The organism is Mesorhizobium sp. WSM1497 (assembly GCF_001672455.2).
Classification (GTDB): Bacteria; Pseudomonadota; Alphaproteobacteria; order Rhizobiales; family Rhizobiaceae; genus Mesorhizobium; species Mesorhizobium ciceri.
Window position 1 is genome coordinate 3,265,150 of record NZ_CP021070.1, and the last position, 18,922, is coordinate 3,284,071.

The 18,922-nt window shown below is 64.0% G+C and carries 22 protein-coding genes; 14 read left to right on the top strand and 8 right to left on the bottom strand.

Going from position 1 to position 18,922, the window contains the following annotated elements; genetic code table 11:
* Nucleotides 1–104: 104 nt before the first annotated feature.
* Nucleotides 105–887 carry an SDR family oxidoreductase gene (locus tag A9K65_RS15800; RefSeq protein WP_064993931.1) on the bottom strand — a complete coding sequence of 261 codons (783 nt, stop codon included), beginning with the start codon at nt 885–887 and terminating at the stop codon, nt 105–107.
* Nucleotides 888–1,057: 170 nt separating this feature from the next.
* Nucleotides 1,058–1,336 carry an usg protein gene (locus A9K65_RS15805; protein WP_084015824.1) on the bottom strand — a complete coding sequence of 93 codons (279 nt, stop codon included), beginning with the start codon at nt 1,334–1,336 and terminating at the stop codon, nt 1,058–1,060.
* Between the two features lie 332 nt (nt 1,337–1,668).
* Between A9K65_RS15805 and groES the strand changes: the two genes are divergently transcribed.
* The 11 genes from groES (at nt 1,669) to A9K65_RS15860 (ending at nt 12,762) form a co-directional block, all read left to right on the top strand.
* Nucleotides 1,669–1,983: a co-chaperone GroES gene (gene groES, locus A9K65_RS15810; protein ID WP_013530718.1), complete on the top strand. Its 315-nt coding sequence runs from the start codon at nt 1,669–1,671 to the stop codon at nt 1,981–1,983.
* 55 nt (nt 1,984–2,038) lie between these two features.
* Entirely contained in the window at nt 2,039–3,670 is a 1,632-nt protein-coding gene (gene groL / locus A9K65_RS15815) for a chaperonin GroEL (RefSeq protein ID WP_064993929.1), read from the top strand.
* Nucleotides 3,671–3,740: 70 nt separating this feature from the next.
* Nucleotides 3,741–3,968 (top strand): hypothetical protein, encoded by a 228-nt coding sequence (locus A9K65_RS15820; RefSeq protein ID WP_013530720.1) that lies wholly within the window; start codon nt 3,741–3,743, stop codon nt 3,966–3,968.
* 98 nt (nt 3,969–4,066) lie between these two features.
* On the top strand, nt 4,067–4,360 hold the full coding sequence (locus A9K65_RS15825) for a DUF982 domain-containing protein (protein WP_064993928.1): 294 nt from the start codon (nt 4,067–4,069) through the stop codon (nt 4,358–4,360).
* Between the two features lie 335 nt (nt 4,361–4,695).
* Nucleotides 4,696–5,580, top strand: coding sequence for an AraC family transcriptional regulator (locus A9K65_RS15830; RefSeq protein ID WP_013530722.1), 885 nt, complete (start codon nt 4,696–4,698; stop codon nt 5,578–5,580).
* Nucleotides 5,581–5,828: 248 nt separating this feature from the next.
* Nucleotides 5,829–6,917 (top strand): sugar ABC transporter substrate-binding protein, encoded by a 1,089-nt coding sequence (locus tag A9K65_RS15835; protein ID WP_013530723.1) that lies wholly within the window; start codon nt 5,829–5,831, stop codon nt 6,915–6,917.
* A gap of 96 nt (nt 6,918–7,013) precedes the next feature.
* A complete protein-coding gene (locus A9K65_RS15840; protein WP_013530724.1) occupies nt 7,014–7,835 on the top strand; it encodes an ATP-binding cassette domain-containing protein in 822 nt (273 codons plus the stop codon).
* Complete coding sequence (locus tag A9K65_RS15845) at nt 7,832–9,088, top strand: ABC transporter permease (RefSeq protein ID WP_013530725.1); 1,257 nt, start codon at nt 7,832–7,834, stop codon at nt 9,086–9,088. The genes A9K65_RS15840 and A9K65_RS15845 overlap by 4 nt, the downstream gene beginning before the upstream one ends.
* Before the next feature lie 22 nt (nt 9,089–9,110).
* Nucleotides 9,111–9,839: an SDR family oxidoreductase gene (locus A9K65_RS15850; RefSeq protein ID WP_024501651.1), complete on the top strand. Its 729-nt coding sequence runs from the start codon at nt 9,111–9,113 to the stop codon at nt 9,837–9,839.
* A 149-nt stretch (nt 9,840–9,988) separates the two neighbouring features.
* The gene (locus A9K65_RS15855; protein ID WP_064993927.1) at nt 9,989–11,590 is read left to right on the top strand and encodes an FGGY-family carbohydrate kinase; all 1,602 of its coding nucleotides are present in this window, start codon (nt 9,989–9,991) and stop codon (nt 11,588–11,590) included.
* Nucleotides 11,591–11,730: 140 nt separating this feature from the next.
* Nucleotides 11,731–12,762, top strand: coding sequence for a cupin domain-containing protein (locus A9K65_RS15860; RefSeq protein WP_084015822.1), 1,032 nt, complete (start codon nt 11,731–11,733; stop codon nt 12,760–12,762).
* 9 nt (nt 12,763–12,771) lie between these two features.
* Here the strand turns inward: A9K65_RS15860 and dinB are convergent, their stop codons facing one another.
* Complete coding sequence (gene dinB, locus A9K65_RS15865; protein WP_064993926.1) at nt 12,772–14,019, bottom strand: DNA polymerase IV; 1,248 nt, start codon at nt 14,017–14,019, stop codon at nt 12,772–12,774.
* Nucleotides 14,020–14,140: 121 nt separating this feature from the next.
* Entirely contained in the window at nt 14,141–14,557 is a 417-nt protein-coding gene (locus A9K65_RS15870; RefSeq protein ID WP_064993925.1) for a helix-turn-helix domain-containing protein, read from the bottom strand.
* A gap of 103 nt (nt 14,558–14,660) precedes the next feature.
* On the opposite strand from A9K65_RS15870, the gene A9K65_RS15875 reads away from it, so the two are divergent.
* Nucleotides 14,661–15,260: a dihydrofolate reductase family protein gene (locus tag A9K65_RS15875; protein ID WP_064994063.1), complete on the top strand. Its 600-nt coding sequence runs from the start codon at nt 14,661–14,663 to the stop codon at nt 15,258–15,260.
* 24 nt (nt 15,261–15,284) lie between these two features.
* On the opposite strand, the gene A9K65_RS15880 is transcribed toward A9K65_RS15875, so the two are convergent.
* The 4 genes from A9K65_RS15880 to ada form a co-directional block, all read right to left on the bottom strand.
* Nucleotides 15,285–16,028, bottom strand: coding sequence for a 2OG-Fe(II) oxygenase (locus tag A9K65_RS15880; protein WP_063168578.1), 744 nt, complete (start codon nt 16,026–16,028; stop codon nt 15,285–15,287).
* Entirely contained in the window at nt 16,025–16,579 is a 555-nt protein-coding gene (locus A9K65_RS15885) for a methylated-DNA--[protein]-cysteine S-methyltransferase (protein ID WP_064993924.1), read from the bottom strand. The genes A9K65_RS15880 and A9K65_RS15885 overlap by 4 nt, the downstream gene beginning before the upstream one ends.
* A 150-nt stretch (nt 16,580–16,729) precedes the next feature.
* Nucleotides 16,730–16,957, bottom strand: coding sequence for a hypothetical protein (locus A9K65_RS15890; protein WP_024501644.1), 228 nt, complete (start codon nt 16,955–16,957; stop codon nt 16,730–16,732).
* Between the two features lie 12 nt (nt 16,958–16,969).
* Complete coding sequence (ada, locus tag A9K65_RS15895; protein ID WP_064993923.1) at nt 16,970–18,082, bottom strand: bifunctional DNA-binding transcriptional regulator/O6-methylguanine-DNA methyltransferase Ada; 1,113 nt, start codon at nt 18,080–18,082, stop codon at nt 16,970–16,972.
* Nucleotides 18,083–18,212: 130 nt separating this feature from the next.
* On the opposite strand from ada, the gene A9K65_RS15900 reads away from it, so the two are divergent.
* Together A9K65_RS15900 and A9K65_RS15905 are read left to right on the top strand one after the other, a co-directional pair.
* The gene (locus tag A9K65_RS15900; protein ID WP_063170283.1) at nt 18,213–18,509 is read left to right on the top strand and encodes a type II toxin-antitoxin system HigB family toxin; all 297 of its coding nucleotides are present in this window, start codon (nt 18,213–18,215) and stop codon (nt 18,507–18,509) included.
* Entirely contained in the window at nt 18,509–18,907 is a 399-nt protein-coding gene (locus A9K65_RS15905) for a type II toxin-antitoxin system HigA family antitoxin (RefSeq protein ID WP_064993922.1), read from the top strand. Before A9K65_RS15900 ends, A9K65_RS15905 begins: the two co-directional genes overlap by 1 nt.
* The last annotated feature ends 15 nt before the right edge of the window (nt 18,908–18,922 follow it).

The window sequence follows — 18,922 nt, forward strand, 5'->3', positions numbered from 1 at the left end:
GCGATAGGCTTTTCAGTCACCGTCATCGCGACAAATTTCTGATGGCAACCGTGAAATCGCCGACGGCGAGATGCGTCATGCAGGCGCTTGCGTTTCGATGGCGCTCACCGGTTCGCCCCAATCACCCACTGTTCCTGATCGACGAGCGTGCCGGTCATCGGCCCGGCAGCATCCGAAAGCAGGAAGACGGCGAGGTTGGCGATATCGCTGGTCGAGAACAGGCGGCCGAAGGGTTGCGAGGCGTTGGCGGCATCGAGCCAGCCCGGCCCGTTGCCCAGCGTGTCGGCCTGCATGACGCGTTCGGCCGGCGTGTCGGTCCAGCCGACATTGATGCCGTTGACGCGGATGCGATCGAAGCGATGGGCGTTGGCGGCGTTTTTGGTCAGCGTGGCCAGCGCGCCCTTGCTTGCGGAATAGACGGCGAGCTCCGGCGAGCCGCAATGGGCGTTGATCGACAGGATGTTGACGATGGCGCCGCGCTCTCCGCGCTTCTTCATGTCGGCGATGGCCGCCTGCATGAGGAAGAACGGCGCCCGCGCGTTGACCGCGAACAGCGAGGCCCAGCCGTCGAGATCGGCATCGACGAAGGAGGCCCGGTCGGTCAGCCCTGCGGCGTTGACCAGCGCATCGATGCGGCCGAAGCGCTCGATGCAGGCTTGCGCCAAAAGGGCAGGGGCTGCCGGGTCGGCGAGGTCGGCGGCGACGAAAACCGTCGGCGTGCCGAGCCGCGAAAGCTCTTCCGCAACGGCATCGCCGCGCGTCTTCTCGCGCCCGGTGACGAGCAGGCCGCCGGCGCCGCAGCGCGCCAGCGTCTCGGCGATGGCGCGGCCAATGCCTTGCGTCGAGCCGGTGACCAGCGCCACCTTGCCGTTGAATTGGAGCTCCATTCCTCTTCCCCGCCTCGCATCTGATTTCAGGCTAGCGCGGCGCGATCGTTTTACAATACGGAAATTGGAAATCTTGGAGTGGAGGTTGTTGGCTATCGCGCTGCGTGGGGCCGGCGAGAGCCTGCCCCAATGTCGTGATTCCCTACGTAGCGGAGGCCGTCGCAAAGACCCTAGTGGACCGTGATTATGCCCTCGACGGCCCGCCATTCCGAAGGCTGGATGAGCCGGTGATGAGCAACGCGAACCGAGTGGAGCGGACCATCGAGTTCGCGCTCCCAATATTGGAGAAAACCCTTGAGTTCGGGAAAGGCTGGAGCGAGATCATAGTCCTGCCAGACATAGAGCTGAAGCAGGCTTGGATGATCGGGCAGGTAATAGTGGATTTCGGCCGTCGTCAGGCCATAACCTTCCATTTGCAGGCGGAATTCGTTGCTGACCGTATCGGCCATGTCTTTCTCCTTCTCCGCTGAGGCATCGAGCCGGCGGCATTTGTGTCGAACCCGCCCAATGCCGGGCCGGGGCGATTGGTTCTGTCCCTCTTTAAACAACGCCGCGAGAAGCTCGCGGGTTCCGAAAATAGCCACGCCATAACAGTGCCTTGGCGCTCTTTCTTGTCGAATATAAAAATTTTTGCGCTGGTCTCTTGAAACCGAAAAAGGGCAAAACTAGCTCGATATGCGCCGCGATGCCTGACGAAGGGTCGCGGCGTTCCGCACCGGTCCGATATTGCCGGTTCGGTGCGGAGGAACCTCAAAACCTGTTTGTCCACGAGGAGAACGACATGGCGTTCCGTCCATTGCATGACCGTATTCTGGTCCGCCGCCTTGAAGCCGAGGAGAAGACCTCCGGCGGCATCATCATCCCCGATACCGCAAAGGAAAAACCGCAGGAAGGCGAAGTGCTCGCCGTCGGTCCCGGCGCGCGCGACGACAGCGGCAAGCTTGTCGAACTCGATGTCAAGGTCGGCGACCGCATCCTGTTCGGCAAATGGTCCGGCACCGAGATCAAACTCGACGGCGAGGACCTGCTCATCATGAAGGAGAGCGACGTGATGGGGATCATCGATGAGATCGCCGAAGTGAAGAAGGCCGCCTGACGGCTTCTTGTATCCAACCAGTCAACGAATGCTGCCTAGATAAAGGAGTGATCCAATGGCTGCCAAAGAAGTGAAATTCCATACCGAAGCGCGCGAGAAGATGCTGCGCGGCGTCGACATCCTTGCCAATGCGGTGAAGGTGACGCTCGGTCCCAAGGGGCGCAATGTGGTCATCGACAAGTCGTTCGGCGCGCCGCGCATCACCAAGGACGGCGTCACCGTCGCCAAGGAGATCGAACTGGAGGACAAGTTCGAGAACATGGGCGCCCAGATGGTGCGTGAGGTGGCGTCCAAGACCAACGACCTTGCGGGCGACGGCACGACGACCGCAACGGTGCTTGCACAGGCGATCGTCAGGGAAGGGGCCAAGGCGGTTGCCTCGGGTATGAACCCGATGGATCTGAAGCGCGGCATCGACAAGGCGGTCGATGCGGTGGTCGCCGAACTGAAGACCAATGCCCGCAAGGTCACTCGAAACGACGAGATCGCGCAGGTCGGCACCATCTCCGCCAATGGCGATGCCGAAATCGGCCGCTTCCTCGCTGAGGCGATGGAGAAGGTCGGCAATGAAGGCGTCATCACGGTGGAGGAGGCCAAGACCGCCGAGACCGAACTCGAAGTCGTGGAAGGCATGCAGTTCGATCGCGGCTACCTCTCGCCCTATTTCATCACCAACCAGGACAAGATGCGCGTGGAGCTCGACGAGCCCTATGTGCTGATCCACGAGAAGAAACTCTCCAATCTGCAAGCGATGCTGCCCGTGCTCGAAGCCGTGGTGCAGTCTGGCAAGCCGCTCCTGATCATCGCCGAGGATGTGGAGGGCGAGGCGCTTGCCACGCTGGTCGTCAACAAGCTGCGCGGCGGCCTCAAGGTCGCGGCCGTCAAGGCGCCGGGCTTCGGCGACCGCCGCAAGGCCATGCTGGAGGACATCGCCATTCTCACCGGCGGCACCGCGATCTCGGATGATCTCGGCATCAAACTGGAAAATGTAACGCTGCAGATGCTGGGCCGCGCCAAGAAGGTGGTGATCGAGAAGGAAAACACCACCATCGTCGATGGTGTCGGCCGCAAGGAAGAGATCCAGGGCCGTGTCGCACAGATCAAGGCGCAGATCGAGGAGACCACCTCCGACTATGACCGCGAAAAGCTGCAGGAGCGGCTGGCCAAGCTCGCAGGCGGCGTTGCGGTGATCCGGGTCGGCGGCTCGACCGAGGTCGAGGTCAAGGAGCGCAAGGACCGTGTCGACGACGCACTGCATGCAACCCGCGCGGCCGTCGAGGAGGGCGTGCTGCCCGGCGGCGGCGTCGCCTTGCTGCGGGCGGCCAAGGCGCTCGATGCCGTGCAGACCGACAATGCGGACCAGAGGACAGGTGTCGACATCGTGCGCCGTGCCATCGAAACGCCGGTCCGGCAGATCGCCGAGAATGCCGGCGCCGAAGGCTCGATCATTGTCGGCAAGCTGCGCGAGAAAAGCGAATTCGGCTGGGGCTGGAACGCCCAGACCAATGAATTCGGCGATCTCTTCGGCCAGGGCGTTATCGACCCGGCCAAGGTGGTGCGCACCGCCCTCCAGGACGCGGCATCGGTCGCCGGCCTGCTGGTGACCACGGAGGCGATGGTGGCCGAGAAGCCGAAGAAGGAAGCCGCCGTCCCGGCAATGCCCGCCGGCGCCGGCATGGACTTCTGAAGTCGCGGCCCAATCCGCCCGCTCCCCTGGCGGGGAGCGGGCGTCAGTCGAAGAGAGAGTGGAGGTAAAGATGGATGCAATGGCTGGCCTCGGATCCGTACCGGCTCCTACGCATCAAGCGAAGGAATTCCTGGCCTATGAAACAGAATGCAGGAACGTGCTGAAGCCGCTGCTGGCAGGGCTGCTCGACATGGCTGAAGCCGCCGGCTGGAACCGGCGAACCGCGGCGTCGGCACTGATGTTCCTCGCAGCGCAGCAAGTGTCGGCAACATCCGAGGTATCCGCCGGCAGCGGCTGAACGGAAATCGGCCAGTCCCTTCACCTATCCGCGGCGGGCCGTGCTTCCCGGTGTTCGGCCCGCTGCAGGCTCTGAACAATCGAGAGGAGGTACAAGCCATGAATCGCGGGCAATTCGAGGAACCGGTCACACTTCTGGTCGGAATGGGCTTTCCGAGGATGATCGACAGCGTGATGGAAGCCTATGCACTGCTGCAGGACTGGCCGAGCGCCGGCCGCAACGGCGCCCATGCCATCGCACTCAACGCTTGCAAGGCGGGCATCGTCGGCGAAATCGATCCGGAGACGGTGCGGGCCACGCTGGTCAGCTTCGCGCGCCGCCACGACATACTGGTGCCTGACATGGTTACGCCGCTCGCGACGGCGGCGGGTGGTGCGCTGCGCACCAGCTGAACTACGATGACGGCGCTGCATCAGCGCCTGAACACGCTGTTCTTGCGATAGGCCAGGCGCCCACCGGACACGTTGGAATTCCGTTCCGGGCGGTAGTGTTCTCGTTGGTCAGTCGAGCGAACGCGTCAGCAAGACTGACCTGTTCTGCCCGAATAGCGCCTCTGAGCGCGCCCTTCCGGTTAAAAAAGTATCATCCATTGTCTTGAATCGTGGTGGCGCCTGTTGTCATGAGCCGGTACCGTGGCTCTTGAAATGCAGAGCCGAAACCAATTCGGCCGGTTTAGGGAATTGGGCCGAACGCGGCAAATATCCGTGCCGGCCGGGAGGAAACGGACATGGAACCGGACCTGGAAGTTGTCCAGATACGACGCGGGGAGTCCTTCAAGGCGTGGTCGCATGGCTACCCCTTCCATACGGTGCGCTGGCACTTCCATCCAGAATATGAACTGCATCAGGTAATCTTCACCAACGGCCGCTATTTCGTCGGCGACTTCATCGGCGAGTTCGAGCCGGGCAATCTGGTGCTGACGGGGCCGAACCTGCCGCACAATTGGGTCAGCGACATCCCCAAGGACAGCTCGATCCCGCTGCGCGGCCGCATCATTCAGTTTTCCGAAAGTTTCATCGGCGATGCCATGCATGTGCTGCCGGAGCTGGCGGGGCTTGCGGCTCTGCTCGAGGCGTCGCGGCGCGGCGTGCTGTTTTCCAACCGCACCAGCAAGGCGCTGGCGCCATTGATGGAAGAGATGATGCAGGCGCAGGGCGTGCGCCGCATCGAGCTGTTCATGATGATCGCCGGCCTGCTAAGCCGCGCCCAGGAATTCCAGCTGCTGGCCAGCGCCAGCTATCGGCCCGATCCGTCGGGCTACATGACCGCCGGCATGAACAAGGCGCTCGCCTATATCAGGGAGAACCTGACGCAGCTGTTCGACGAGGCGGATCTCGCCGCCATCGCCGGCCAGTCGACCGGGGCCTTCTCGCGCTCGTTTCGCCGCCACACCGGCATGTCGCTGGTGCAGTACGTCAAGCGGCTGCGCATCAATCTCGCCTGCCAGATCCTGATGAGCGACGAGCAGGCCTCGATCACCGACATCTGCTACGAGGTCGGCTTCAACAACCTGTCCAATTTCAACCGGCAGTTCCTGGCGGAGAAGGGCATGCCGCCCTCGCGCTTCAGGCGCCTGCTGGCCGACAACATCAACGCGGGAAAAGCCGCTTAACGGAGGAGCCAGGGAGGAACCAAGGGAGGATTTTTCTTTTGCATGACGGACGTGAGCCGCGTTGAGCGGTTCGCGATGGGGAACGCTTGTCCCGAATTCCTCCGTCGGCGGAGGACGTCGGCGCGGCTCGAAAGTCCAGCGCCGGACCCTGGTTCCCCTGCAGTTGGGGCGAGGGTGGATGGGTGTCTTCAGACCACCAAAGCAGTCAACGACCTTCTTACAACATATCCAGAAACGGAGAAGACCGAATGACCAAACTTTCAATTTCATTGAAGTCCACTGGCAAGTCCGCCGGCATGGCAGCGCTTGCGCTGTCGCTGCTGGCAGGCACCGCCGCTATCGCCAAGGCAGCCGAAGTCACCGACGCCACCGTCGCCTTCCTGATGCCTGACCAGGCCTCGACCCGTTACGAACAGCATGATTATCCCGGCTTCGCCGCCGAGATGAAGAAGCTATGCCCGGGCTGCAAGGTGCTCTACCAGAACGCCGATGCCGACGCCTCGCGCCAGCAGCAGCAGTTCAACTCGGTGATCTCGCAGGGCGCCAAGGCGATTGTGCTCGACCCCGTCGACTCGACCGCCGCCGCCTCGCTGGTCAAGCTGGCGCAGAGCCAGGGCATCAAGGTCATAGCCTATGACCGGCCAATCCCGACAGCGCCGGCCGACTTCTATGTCTCGTTCAACAATGAAGGCATCGGCAAGGCCATCGCCGATTCGCTGGTCGAGCACCTGAAGGCGCTGAAGGTCGATCCGGCCACCGGCGGCGTTTTACAGATCAACGGTTCGCCGACCGACGCGGCGGCCGGCCTGATCAAGAAGGGCATCCATGCCGGCCTCGACAACAGCGGCTACAAGATCCTGGCCGAATACGACACGCCGGAATGGGCGCCGCCGAAGGCGCAGCAATGGGCCGGCGGCCAGATCACCCGCTTCGGCCCGAAAATCCTCGGCGTGGTTGCCGCCAATGACGGCACCGGTGGCGGCGCCATCGCGGCCTTCAAGGCGGCCGGCGTCGATCCGGTGCCGCCGGTGACCGGCAATGACGCGACCATCGCAGCCTTGCAGCTGATCATCGCCGGCGACCAGTACAACACCATCTCTAAGCCGAGCGAGATCGTGGCGGCGGCCGCCGCCAACATCGCCATCAAGCTACTTTCTGGCGAGACGCCTAAGGCCGAGATGACGCTGTACGATACGCCCTCGCAGCTGTTCACGCCGGCTGTTGTGACGCAGGAAAACCTGAAGGCCGAGATCATCGACAAGAAGATCAACACCGCGGCCGAGCTCTGCGTCGATCGTTACGCGGAAGGCTGCAAGAAGCTGGGCATTGGGAACTGACCGCGACCCTTGCCCGCTCCGCTGCCTGGCCACCCGCGCGGTGGCCAGGCAGCGCTCATGCGAAATTTTTGAACCGGTTTTGAAAGGCTTCCTGGCATGACCGATACCTCGGACGAACCGGTTCCGGCAGGCGAGCTGGTGCTCAGCCTGCGCGGCGTTTCGAAGAATTTCGGCGCCGTTTCGGCGCTCACCGACATCGATCTCGATGTTCATGCAGGCGAAGTGGTGGCGCTGGTCGGCGACAATGGCGCCGGCAAGTCGACCCTGGTCAAGATCCTGGCCGGCGTGCATCAGCCGAGCTCAGGCACGATCAGTTTTCGCGGCAAGCCGGTGACGCTTGCCGATCCGAGTGCCGCGCTGACGCTCGGTATCGCCACCGTGTTCCAGGACCTGGCGCTGTGCGAGAACCTCGACATCGTCGCCAACATCTTCCTTGGCCGCGAACTCAGCCCGCTGCGGCTGGACGAGGTGGCGATGGAAGTGCGCGCCTGGACGCTGCTCAACGAGCTTTCGGCGCGCATCCCGAGTGTCCGCGAAGTGGTCGCTTCACTGTCGGGCGGCCAGCGCCAGACGGTGGCGATCGCGCGCTCGCTGCTGCTCGAACCCAAGCTCATCCTGCTCGACGAGCCGACGGCAGCGCTTGGCGTGGCGCAGACGGCGGAAGTGCTCAATTTGATCGAGCGGGTGCGCGACCGCGGCCTCGGCGTCGTCATCATCAGCCACAACATGGAAGACGTGCGCGCCGTCGCCGACCGCATCGTCGTGCTGCGGCTTGGCCGCAACAACGGCATCTTCTCGCCCGATGCCTCGAACCAGGAACTGGTCAGCGCCATCACCGGCGCCTCGAACAATTCGGTGTCGCGGCGCGCCGAGCGCAGGCAGGCCAGGCAAGACCAGACCCAGGAGCCACGCCCATGAGCCGCGAAGCCGAAGCCGCCCCCGTGCCGCCGCAGCTCGACCGCGCCGATGTGCGCGTCAAGCACGAGGCGGGGATCGGCGGCGCCATCCGCCGGTTCTTCGACCGGGTCCGCTCGGGCGATCTCGGCTCGCTGCCAGTGATTGTCGGGCTGGTCATCATCTGGACGGTGTTCGCCAGCATCAACCCGATCTTCCTGTCGAGCAGCAATCTGGTCAATCTGCTGTTCGATTGCTCCACCGTCGGCGTCATCGCGCTCGGCATCGTCTGCGTTTTGATGGTCGGCGAGATCGACCTGTCGGTCGGTTCGATCAGCGGCTTTGCCTCGGCCATGGTCGGCACGCTGTGGGTCAACCAGGGCTGGCCGGTGGCGCTCGCGATTCTGGCCGCTGTTGCCGTCGGCGGCTTCATCGGCGCCCTCTATGCGCTGCTGTTCAACCGGCTCGGCATGCCGAGCTTCGTCTCGACGCTGGCCGGCTTGCTGGCGGTGCTTGGCCTGCAGCTCTACATCCTCGGCTCGACCGGCTCGATCAACCTGCCCTACGGCTCGAACCTGGTGAATTTCGGCCAGTTGCTGATGATGCCCAAACTCGTCTCGTTCGCTCTGGCGGCCGTGCCGGGCATCGTCATGCTGATCACCGGCCTGCGCACCGTCGCGCGCCGCCGCGCCGCGAACCTGTCGGCGCCGTCGACCGGCGGGCTCGTCACGCGCGCGGTGGTGATTACGGTCATTCTCGAGCTCATCGTCTTCTATCTCAATCAGGCGCGCGGCATTCCGTGGATGTTCGGCCTGTTCGTCGGCCTGGTCATATCGATGCACTACGCGCTGACGCGGACCAAATGGGGCCGCTCTATGTCGGCGGTCGGCGGCAACCGCGAGGCGGCGCGGCGCGCCGGCATCAATGTGCGGCTGATCTATTCCAGCGCCTTCGTGCTGTGCTCGATGCTGGCGGCTTTCGGCGGCGTGCTGTCGGCGGCCCGCCTTGCCTCGGCCAGCCAGCAGGCCGGCACGGGCGACGTCAACCTCAACGCCATCGCGGCGGCCGTCATAGGCGGCACCAGCCTGTTCGGCGGCAGGGGCAGCGCCTATTCCGCACTGCTCGGCATCATCGTCATCCAGTCGATCGCCAGCGGCCTGACGCTGCTCGATCTGTCCTCGTCGCTTCGGTACATGATCACCGGCGCCGTGCTTGCCATCGCGGTCATCGTCGACTCGCTGGCACGCCGCTCGCGTGTCTCGCATGGCCGGGCCTGAACCCATCAACAGGAAGCAAGACATGAGCCAAGAACTGTCCGGAAAAGTTGCCGCCGTCACCGGTGCCGCGTCAGGCATCGGCCTCGAATGCGCCAGGCATATGCTGGCGGCCGGCGCCACCGTGGTGCTGGTCGACCGCGCCGAGGCGACGCTGAACAAACTGTGCGCCGAACTCGGCCCCAAAGCGATCCCGCTGGTGATCGATCTGATGCAGCCGGCAAGCGTCGCCACCATGATGCCGCAGATTCTGGAGAAGGCCGGCCAGCTCGACATCTTCCATGCCAATGCCGGCGCCTATGTCGGCGGCGAGGTGGCGACCGGCGATCCCGACGTCTGGGACCGTATGCTCAACCTCAACATCAATGCCTGCTTCCGCTCGATCCAGGCAGTGCTGCCGCACATGATCGAACGCAAGACCGGCGACATCATCGTCACCAGTTCGATCGCCGGTCTGGTCCCGGTGGTCTGGGAACCGATCTACACGGCCTCCAAGCACGCCGTGCAGGCCTTCGTCCACACGGTGCGCCGGCAGGTCGCCAAGCACGGCCTGCGCGTCGGCGCCGTGGCGCCCGGCCCGGTAGTGACGGCACTGGTCGACGACTGGCCAAAGGCTAAGCTCGAAGAGGAACTCGCCGCCGGCGGCCTGATGCAGCCACGCGAGGTGGCCGAAGCGGTGATGTTCATGCTGACCCGGCCGCGCAATGTGACGATAAGGGATTTGGTGATTTTGCCGCAGAGCAATGATCTCTAGGGGGAGTAGGGGAGTAGGGGAGTAGGGGAGTAGGGCAGTAGGGCAGTATGATTGCTCTGCCGTTCAATGCCCGGGCCCGAGCCAAGCCACCATCTCCTATTCCCTTACTGCCCTACTCCCCTACTGCCATAAACCGAAGGTTTCCCCCAATGTCCCACTTCCTCGGCATCGACGTCGGCACCGGCAGCGCGCGGGCCGGGGTGTTCGACCACACGGGAACTCTGCTTGCCTCGGCCAAACGGGACATCGAGGTCTGGCGCGAGGCCGGCGACATTGTCGAGCAGTCGAGCAACGACATCTGGCGGGCGGTTTGCGCGGCCACGCGTGAAGCGGTCGCGCAATCGGGCGTGGCGCCCGAGGCGATCGCCGGCATCGGCTTCGACGCCACCTGTTCGCTGGTGGTGCTGGGCGAGGGCGGCGTGCCGCTGCCGGTAAGCAAGTCCGCCAATCCGGAACGCAACATCATCGTCTGGATGGATCATCGCGCGGTCGAGCAGACGCGCCGCATCAATCGCAGTGGCGAGGCGGTGCTGAACTACGTCGGCGGCGTCATCTCGCCGGAGATGGAAACGCCGAAACTCCTGTGGCTGGCCGAAAACCTGCCCGCCACTTTCGACGTCGCCTGGCAGTTCATGGACCTCGCCGATTTCCTCACCTGGCGGGCGACCGGCAGCCTTGCCCGTTCGGTCTGCACGGTGACCTGCAAATGGACCTATCTGGCGCATGAGAGCCGCTGGGACGAGACGTATTTCCGCAAGATCGGCCTCGGCGCGCTGGCCGACGAGGCATTCGCGCGCATCGGCACCGAGATCGTGCCGGCCGGTGCCGCACTCGGCGGCGGATTGACCGCGCAGGCAGCAGCAGACCTTGGTCTCAACCCCGGCACCGCGGTGGCGGCCGGACTGATCGACGCGCATGCCGGGGGCGTCGGCACGGTCGGCGCGCGCGGCGATTTCGGCAGCGTGCTGTCGCGCATGGCCTATGTTTTCGGCACCTCGGCCTGCACCATGTCGTCGACCGCCGAGCCGGCCTTCGTCGACGGTGTCTGGGGTCCGTATTTCTCGGCCATGGTGCCGGGCCTGTGGCTGAACGAGGGCGGCCAGTCGGCAGCTGGTGCTGCGATTGATCATCTGGTGCGCATGCACCCTGCAGCCGGCGAAGCGACCGCCAAAGCGCAAGCCGAGGGGCTCAGCCTCAGCGCCTGGCTGTCGCTGCAGGCGCAAAGCCGCAATGGAGCCGCGGCCACGCCGGCCCTGGTCGGCGGCATCCAAGTCGTGCCGGAGTTCCTCGGCAACCGCGCGCCTTTCGCCGACCCGGACGCGCGCGCGCTGATTGCCGGGCTCGATCTCGACACCAGCCTCGACAGCCTGGTCGGGCTCTATGTCGCCGGGGTCTGCGGGCTGGGCTACGGCGCGCGCCAGATCGTGCGGGCCGAGCATGACAAGGGCATTCCCGTCGACACCATCGTGGTCAGTGGCGGCGCCGGCCAAAGCCCGCTGGTGCGCCAACTGCTGGCGGACACCACAGGCATGGTGGTGGTGGCCTCGACCTCGCCGGAACCGGTGCTGCTCGGCTCGGCGATGCTGGGCGCGGTCGCCGCCGGTGCCTACAAGGATGTGGCGGCGGCGATGGCCGGCATGTCGGAACTCGGCGAGGTCTATCATCCCGACGCTACGCTGGCCGGCTGGCATGCCAAACGCTTCGCGGCGTTCGAATTGCTGCAGCAGGCGGGCAAGGCCATCCGAGGCTGAAGCGCGCGGCTTCTGTCCGGCTTTGTCAGGAGCGTAGCGAACACCGCTTGGCGGTTTAGCTGGAAGCTGGCAGCTTTGTTCTGTCGTGGACCCTCTAGCAGCACGCGACGAGGGCAGGGCGACAGGACCAGGAGGCCCTAATGGTGGACGAAGCTAAACCGCCGCTACCATTCGCATCGGATGAGGTGCCGTGGACGGAATGGTCCGACGTGCCACGCTTCGGCCTGCGCTACCGGCATTTGTCGCTGGCCGCCCTTGGCGAAAAACACCGTGTCGGCGTGGCAATCGAGGAGCTTCCGGCTGGCAAGCAGTCCTCGCCGGCGCATTACCATATTTTCGAGGAAGAGCATGTCTTCATCCTCGAAGGGGCGCTTACCGCGTATGTCGGCGACGCGGCCTATGCCATGAAGGCCGGCGACTACATCTGCTTTCCCGCCGGTGCCGCGGCGGGGCATTGCCTGATCAATACCAGCGACGCACTGTGCCGCTATGTCATCGTCGGCGAGCGCAACCCGAATGAAGTGGTCGTCTACACCGCCTCCAACAAGGTGCTGGTACGCGCCCTGGGCCGCCGCGCGATCTTCGATCTCGCTGCAAACCGAAGCTACTGGGACGGCGAGAACACCGGTCTTACCGCCGGCGATCCGCTGCCGTCGGATGTGACGGCCGGTGTCACCAAACCCCCAGCCGCGCCGATCCCGCCGATCGCCAGCGATGCTGTCGAATGGAAGGTCGAGGGCGAAGGTCCGCGGTTCGGCGGCCGGTCCAGGCACCTGACTTATGCCGCGCTGGGACGCTCCGACTATCATGTCGGCATGCTGATCGAAGCGCCGGCGCCCGGCATGCGCTTGGCGCCCCGGCACTATCACATGCTCGAAGAGGAGCATGCGCTGATCCTGGAAGGGGAGGTGACGCTGCTGCTTGGCGAGGAGCGCCACGAAATGAAAGCCGGCGACTATGTCTGCTTTCCGGCCGGCCTGGCGGTCGGGCATTCCTTCCTCAACAGCGGCACGGGGCCGTGCCGCTACCTGATGATCGGCGAGAAAAATCCCAACGAGGTCTGCGTCTATCCAGATTCCAACAAGATGGCGGTCGACGCCTTGCGCCGGCGCGACGGCATTTTCGACATGGGAGCGGTGAGGCGGTACTGGGACGGCGAAGAGATGGAGTAGCCCCCGGCTTCACAGCTCCTTCTCCGCCAACTCCCTGAATTCGTCGGGAACCGAGCGCGCCGCCTCCAGTGCCACGGTGCCGTAGCCGACCGCCTGTTTGCCGAAGCGCTCGCGGATCTTGTCGATGGCGCGATCGGCGTCGAAGCGTGCTAGGCCCTTCTTCGTGCCGGGCCGGCGCCTCTCGTCGGCGAGGCCAAGCGGCAGGTCGAGCTGCAACTCGAAGCTTTCCTCAAGATGCGAGACCGAGATCGCCAGCAGCGAGATCATTTTCTCCTGTGGATTGTCGGCAAGCACGCCGCGCACCAGATCGCCGGCGATCTCGGCCAGCATCGCGGTCGCCGAGATCGGCTGGTCAAGCGTGATCGAGCGGGTGACGGCTCTGAGATCGGCAAAGCGCACGCGTACCGTCACCGTGCGGCCGGGCCTTGCCTTGGCGCGCAGCCGACTGGCGACGCGGTCGGCCAGATGCAGCAGTGTCGGCACGATGACCCGTGCCATAGCCGGCTTCTGGCCAAGCGCCGATTGGGCGCCGGCCGAATGCGCGCGGCGCTTCGTCTCCAGCTTTCGCGGATCGCGGTTCCAGGACAGGGCGGCGAGCTTTTCGCCGGCGGCGGGACCGAGCAGGCGCGTCAGCGCGCCGCCATGCGTCCTGGCCAGTTGACCGATGGTCTCGACGCCTATCTCGGCCAGCCGCGCCCTGGTCGCCGGGCCGACGCCCCACATCAGTCCGACCGGCAGATCATGCAGGAAGGCGAGTTCGGTGCCGGGTTCGACGACCACCAGCCCGTCGGGTTTGGCGACCTGCGAGGCGATCTTGGCCAGATGCTTGGTGCGCGCCACGCCGATCGAGATCGGCAGGCCGAGTTCGGCCCGCACGCGGCGGCGGATGGTTGTCGCGATCTCCTGCGGCGAGCCGAACAGATGCGTGCAGCCGGCGACGTCGGCAAACGCCTCGTCGATGGAAATGCGCTCGACTACAGGCGTAAAATCGTCGAGCACCTTGATCGCCGCATCGCCCAGCCGCTGGTAATGGCTGAAATTGCCGCCGACGAAGATCAAATGCGGGCAGAGTTCGCGCGCCTTGCGCCCTGGCATACCGCCACGCACGCCGAAGGCGCGCGCCTCATAGGAAGCGGCGAGCACGACGCCGCCGCCCACCGCGATCGGCTTGCCGCGCAGCGACGGATCGAGCAACTGCTCGACAGAGGCGTAGAAAGCGTCGAGATCGGCATGCAGGATGGTGGCTGTCGTTTCCATCGACCGCACATCCGCAGTTGCTGATAGATTGGAACAAATAAAGAACAAAGATGGATCGTTGTCAAGCGAAGGGCGATTGGGTGCGGCAACAGCCATGCCGGTTCGGCTTGAACGCAACCGCCTAGACACTATGCTCCACTCGCAGCGCCGCTTTCATCTTTTCCAGCGCTGCTTCGCCGCCTGCCGCCAACTGGTCGGTAATCCTGGCCAATCTCTCGTCGGCCTTGCGGTGCTTGCTGCCCCAGGCGCCGAGCGTCGCCAGCACCGGCAATAGGTCGATGCCTGCTTCGGTCAGCCGGTAGACCGTTCTCAAGCCATGTGTCGGGTCGTCGCTTCTGGTGAGGATGCCTTCGTCCTGAAGCGTTTGCAGTCGCTCGGCCAGCGTGCGCGAGGAGATGCCTTCGTCGGATTGCAGGAATTCGCGAAAGTGCTTTTTCCCGGCGAAGACCATGTCGCGGATGATGAGCAGCGTCCAGCGGTCGCCGATGAGTTCGAGCGACAGGTTGATCGGGCAGTCGGATTTTTCGCGCGTCGCCATCTATGGTTCCATTTCTAAATCACTTTACTATTGACATCGTTTTGGCTTTGCGTCAACAGTTCCAAATGTAAACTGTTTTGCGATAGCCGTAAGGAGAATGACGGTGAAAAAGCTGGTCCTGCAGATGCAGATGTCGGTCGACGGCTTTGTCGGCGCCACCGAGGACCATTCCTGGCAGCTCTGGGAGTGGGGTGACGAGAGCGCCTGGGACGATGAGCTGAAGCAGGACTTCAACGCTGTCTTCACAGGCGTCGATACCATCCTGCTCAGCAGCAAGATGGCGCAGGAGGGCTATCTCACCCATTGGGGTAATGCCGCCAAGAAGTTTCCGCACGATCCGTTCTACGCCTTTGCGCAACGCATCGTCGACGCCCGCAAGGTGGTGCTCAGTGATAAGCTCAAGCAATCGGCCGGGGAGCCGGTCTGGGAGCGCACGAGCGTGGCCAGCGGCGACCTGCCGCGCGAAGTCAATGCGCTGAAAGCGGGCGAGGGCGGCGACATGGCCGTGTTCGGCGGCGCCGGTTTCGCGTCGGCGCTGATTGCGGCCGGGCTGGTCGACGAGTTTCAGCTTTTCATCAACCCGGCGGTGCTGGGTGCGGGCCGCCGGATTTTTGATCAGGGCGGTTTTAGAAACCTGCGGCTGCTCGGCTCGAAGACCTATGACTGTGGCATGGTGGTCAGTCGCTATGCACCGGCGGGGTGAGGGGGACCTCCATCTTCTCCCTGCTCACTTCGCATCGTGAAAAATAATCCCGACCGTGTGGCGCATGCCTGAGCGCAGCCTGCTGACGCCATGACGCAGGTTGACGCGGTAATTGCCTTTGGTGCCCTGCACCGGCCGGTTGTGGACGGCAAAGACAACGGCGTCGCCCTGGCGCAGCGGCACCACCTCGACCCGGCTCTGCATGCGCGGCCGCTGCTCGGTCAGCGCGAACTCACCGCCGGTGAAATCCTGGCCCGGCTCGGAGAGCAGGATCGCCACCTGCAGCGGAAAGGCGAGGTCGCCATAGAGATCCTGGTGCAGGCAGTTGAAGTCGCCAGGCACATATTGCAGCAGCAGCGGCGTCGGCCGCGTCTGGCCGGCGGCATGACACTGATCGAGAAACGCGGCATGCGTCGCGGGATAACGCATGGCCTGCCCCATCCGCTCGTTCCACCGATTGGCGACCTCGGCCAGCCTGGGATAGAGCGCGCTGCGCAGGCCGCCCAGAAGGTCGGGCAAGGGATAGCGGAAATAGCGGTACTCACCCTTGCCGAAGCCGTGCCTGGCCATATGGATGTGGCTGCGGAAATGCTCTTCTTTGGGATAGAGGCCGGCGATCTCCCGGCATTCTTCGGGCGAGAGCAATTTCTCGATCACCGCGCAGCCGAAGCCGTCGAGTTCGGCTGCAAGGGCGGGCCAGTCGTAACCGGCGACACGCGTCCGAGCAGCTTCAACCGCCGATGCGGCAACCCTGGCATGGGCATTCATATCGTAGCCTCCTTATCGATCAGAGCGCGCTTGCGCTCGACGCCCCAGCGGTAGCCCGACAGCGTGCCGTCGGCGCGGACAACACGGTGGCAGGGAATGCCCAGCGCAATCGCGTTGGCCGCACAGGCCGTCGCCACGGCACGGGCGCCGTCCGGCTGGCCGAGGCGCTGGGCCAGCGCGGCGTAGGTGATGGTGGCGCCGCAGGGGATGCCTCGGAGCGTCTCCCACACGCGCTGCTGGAATGGCGTGCCGCGGCGCAGGTCGAGCGGCAGGTCGAGGCCGACGCCAGGCATTTCGATGAAGCGCGCGATTGCCGCGAGATCGTCGCGCAAGGTGGCCCCGTCTTCGACCAGTAGCTTGCCCGGGAAGCGATGGCCAAGATCCCGCTCCAGCGCGTCGGCGTCCGAGCCGATCAGGATGGCGCAGACGCCGATCTGGCTGCGCGCCGCCAGGATTTTGCCGATGGGGGATTCGCCGATGGCGTAGGTTATGGTGTCGAGGGCGGCGAGCTTGGTGGCTGTCGCCGGAATATTGGTTTGTACGAGGTTCATTGCCTTCACTCCTTTGTCTGTGCCTGAACCCTAGCCACGTGCTGATTGGCGCTCACTCCGATGCTTGCTTTCAAATTCGAATCTCCAAGGCAGGTGCTCTACGGCGCCGTAGAGCGCTGATTTGGATCATTGGCACTTCGCCTGAGGATGTCATGCGACACGGGTGACGGAAATTTCGCCCAGCATGAACACTTCGCCTGATGACAGGCGCAACTCAACCTCGCCGGTTGCGGTGCGGCTCCATTCGGCTTTGCCATCATCGACCATCTGGCCGATGGCGGTCATCACCCGTGATTTCGCGTCAGGGGCGCGGCGGCTGCCGGCAGCTTGGGTCTGGATGTTCGCATCGGTGGTGGGAGACCTTGCCATCGCGCGCATTGCCGGTCCTCGTCAGGCCCGCACCGACCGGTTGGCATTGTCGGACGCTGCCTCGCGGTCGAGCAGCGCGCGCTTGCGCTCCGCGCCCCAGGCGTAGCCGGAAAGTGCGCCGTCCTTGCGGATGACGCGGTGGCAGGGAATGGCGACGGCAAGATTGTTGGCGGCGCAGGCGGCGGCGATGGCGCGGGTCGCCTTAGGTGCGCCTATGCGATGCGCGATCTCGGCATAGGAAACCGTTTGGCCGGCGGGGATGGCGCGCAAGGCCTGCCAGACGCGCTGCTGGAACGCCGTGCCGCGGACGTCGAGCGGCAGGTCGAGGCCGAGCGCCGGAGCCTCGACGAAACCGACGACGCGGGCGACCAGCGCCTCGTAGTCGCGGTCGCCACCGATCAGCCGTGCCCTGGGGAAACGATCCTGCAGGTCGCGCACCAGCGCGTCGGGATCGTCTCCGAGCAGGATCGAGGCGACGCCGTTCTGGCTGGACGCGACCAGGATGGTGCCGAGCGAGGTCTCGCCAACGGCGAAGCGGATCTCTTCGTCGGCGCCACCGGCGCGATAGCGCGTCGGCGTCATGCCGAGCATGCCAGTGGATTTCTCGTAAAAACGTCCGCTTGAGTTGAAACCGGCATCGTAAATCGCCGTCGTCACGCTGGCGCCGTCTTCTAGGCCCTGGCGGACCCTGGCGGCACGGTGCGCGGCGGCAAAATCCTTCGGCGTCAGCCCGGTGACGGCCTTGAAGATGCGGTGGAAATAACCGGCGCTGCGGCCGGCGGCATCCGCCAATTCAGCCAGCGAGGGTTCTTCCTCGCTCTGCTCGATCCTGCGGCAGGCAGCGGCGACCATCGCCGCGTTGCCGGCCTCGAGCGACGGGCCATGTGGATCGCAGCGCCGGCACGGGCGAAAACCGGTCGCCCTGGCCTGGTCCAGCGTGTCGTGCAACTGCACATTTTTCGGATTGGCGCGCCGAGACGGACAGGAAGGCCGGCAATAGACGCCCGTCGTCGCCACCGAATACCAGAATGCGCCGTCGGCGGATTTGTCGCGCGCGACGATGCGCGCCCAGCGCGGATCGTCGGTGATTTGCAGCGGCGCGGACTTCAGACTCTTGGCCAGGGTGATGAACATGACCGCATTGAAGCCACCACAAGCCGGCCCCGCCACCCGTTTCCTGACAAGTGCCTGGAGAACCTCACTTGCCTTTCCCAATTTGGGAAAATCCTCTTGTTCCCAATTTGGGAATTTGCTATATCAGGTCATGCAGATAATTGCCAAGAAGGCGCTGAAGGATTTTTGGGCAAAACACAATCAGGCCGAAGCTCCTTTGACGGCTTGGTATGTGGCTGTCGGGAATGCTGATTGGAAGACCCCGGCTGACGTCAAGTATGCGTTTGGAGCGACAGTTGATTTCGTCGGTGACAATCGCATCATTTTCGACATTAGCGGCAACAAGTATCGTTTGATTGTCCACGTCGCCTACAAGTTTCACCGCGTTCTGATCAAATTCGTCGGCACGCACAAAGAGTATGACAAGATTGATCCGGAGAAGGTGTGATGGAAAACATTCGACCCATTAAGACCGAAGCCGATTACGATTGGGCGATCGCCGAAATCACTAAATATTTCGAAAATGAACCGGAGGTCGGCTCTCTCGATGGTGACCGGTTCGACGTTCTCGCAACCCTGATCGAGGCTTATGAGGATAAGCACTACCCGATTGAAGCACCGGATCCCGTTGAAGCCATTCATTCGCACATGCAACTGTTCAACCTGTCGCGGAAGGCGCTGGCCGAGGTGATCGGATCATCACCCCGGGCGACCGAGGTGTTGAACAAAAAGCGCGCACTCACCCTGGATATGGTCTTCAAACTGAACAAGGAATGGAAAATTCCCGCCGAAGTCCTCGTGCAACCCTATCACCTTGCAAATGACAGGGGCCGCAGGCGCGCCTAACATGCACCGATTCTC

Excerpts from the sequence above, each read along its gene's own strand:
- dinB (WP_064993926.1), bottom strand. The coding sequence starts at position 14,019 with ATGGAAACGACAGCCACCATCCTGCATGCCGATCTCGACGCTTTCTAC.
- A9K65_RS15885 (WP_064993924.1), bottom strand. The coding sequence starts at position 16,579 with ATGAACCTCGTACAAACCAATATTCCGGCGACAGCCACCAAGCTCGCC.
- groES (WP_013530718.1), top strand. The coding sequence starts at position 1,669 with ATGGCGTTCCGTCCATTGCATGACCGTATTCTGGTCCGCCGCCTTGAA.
- A9K65_RS15845 (WP_013530725.1), top strand. The coding sequence starts at position 7,832 with ATGAGCCGCGAAGCCGAAGCCGCCCCCGTGCCGCCGCAGCTCGACCGC.
- A9K65_RS15830 (WP_013530722.1), top strand. The coding sequence starts at position 4,696 with ATGGAACCGGACCTGGAAGTTGTCCAGATACGACGCGGGGAGTCCTTC.
- A9K65_RS15800 (WP_064993931.1), bottom strand. The coding sequence starts at position 887 with ATGGAGCTCCAATTCAACGGCAAGGTGGCGCTGGTCACCGGCTCGACG.
- A9K65_RS15805 (WP_084015824.1), bottom strand. The coding sequence starts at position 1,336 with ATGGCCGATACGGTCAGCAACGAATTCCGCCTGCAAATGGAAGGTTAT.
- ada (WP_064993923.1), bottom strand. The coding sequence starts at position 18,082 with ATGTTCATCACCCTGGCCAAGAGTCTGAAGTCCGCGCCGCTGCAAATC.
- A9K65_RS15835 (WP_013530723.1), top strand. The coding sequence starts at position 5,829 with ATGACCAAACTTTCAATTTCATTGAAGTCCACTGGCAAGTCCGCCGGC.
- A9K65_RS15880 (WP_063168578.1), bottom strand. The coding sequence starts at position 16,028 with ATGAATGCCCATGCCAGGGTTGCCGCATCGGCGGTTGAAGCTGCTCGG.
- A9K65_RS15850 (WP_024501651.1), top strand. The coding sequence starts at position 9,111 with ATGAGCCAAGAACTGTCCGGAAAAGTTGCCGCCGTCACCGGTGCCGCG.
- A9K65_RS15900 (WP_063170283.1), top strand. The coding sequence starts at position 18,213 with ATGCAGATAATTGCCAAGAAGGCGCTGAAGGATTTTTGGGCAAAACAC.
- A9K65_RS15820 (WP_013530720.1), top strand. The coding sequence starts at position 3,741 with ATGGATGCAATGGCTGGCCTCGGATCCGTACCGGCTCCTACGCATCAA.
- A9K65_RS15905 (WP_064993922.1), top strand. The coding sequence starts at position 18,509 with ATGGAAAACATTCGACCCATTAAGACCGAAGCCGATTACGATTGGGCG.
- A9K65_RS15825 (WP_064993928.1), top strand. The coding sequence starts at position 4,067 with ATGAATCGCGGGCAATTCGAGGAACCGGTCACACTTCTGGTCGGAATG.
- A9K65_RS15855 (WP_064993927.1), top strand. The coding sequence starts at position 9,989 with ATGTCCCACTTCCTCGGCATCGACGTCGGCACCGGCAGCGCGCGGGCC.
- A9K65_RS15840 (WP_013530724.1), top strand. The coding sequence starts at position 7,014 with ATGACCGATACCTCGGACGAACCGGTTCCGGCAGGCGAGCTGGTGCTC.
- A9K65_RS15860 (WP_084015822.1), top strand. The coding sequence starts at position 11,731 with ATGGTGGACGAAGCTAAACCGCCGCTACCATTCGCATCGGATGAGGTG.
- A9K65_RS15870 (WP_064993925.1), bottom strand. The coding sequence starts at position 14,557 with ATGGCGACGCGCGAAAAATCCGACTGCCCGATCAACCTGTCGCTCGAA.
- groL (WP_064993929.1), top strand. The coding sequence starts at position 2,039 with ATGGCTGCCAAAGAAGTGAAATTCCATACCGAAGCGCGCGAGAAGATG.
- A9K65_RS15890 (WP_024501644.1), bottom strand. The coding sequence starts at position 16,957 with ATGCGCGCGATGGCAAGGTCTCCCACCACCGATGCGAACATCCAGACC.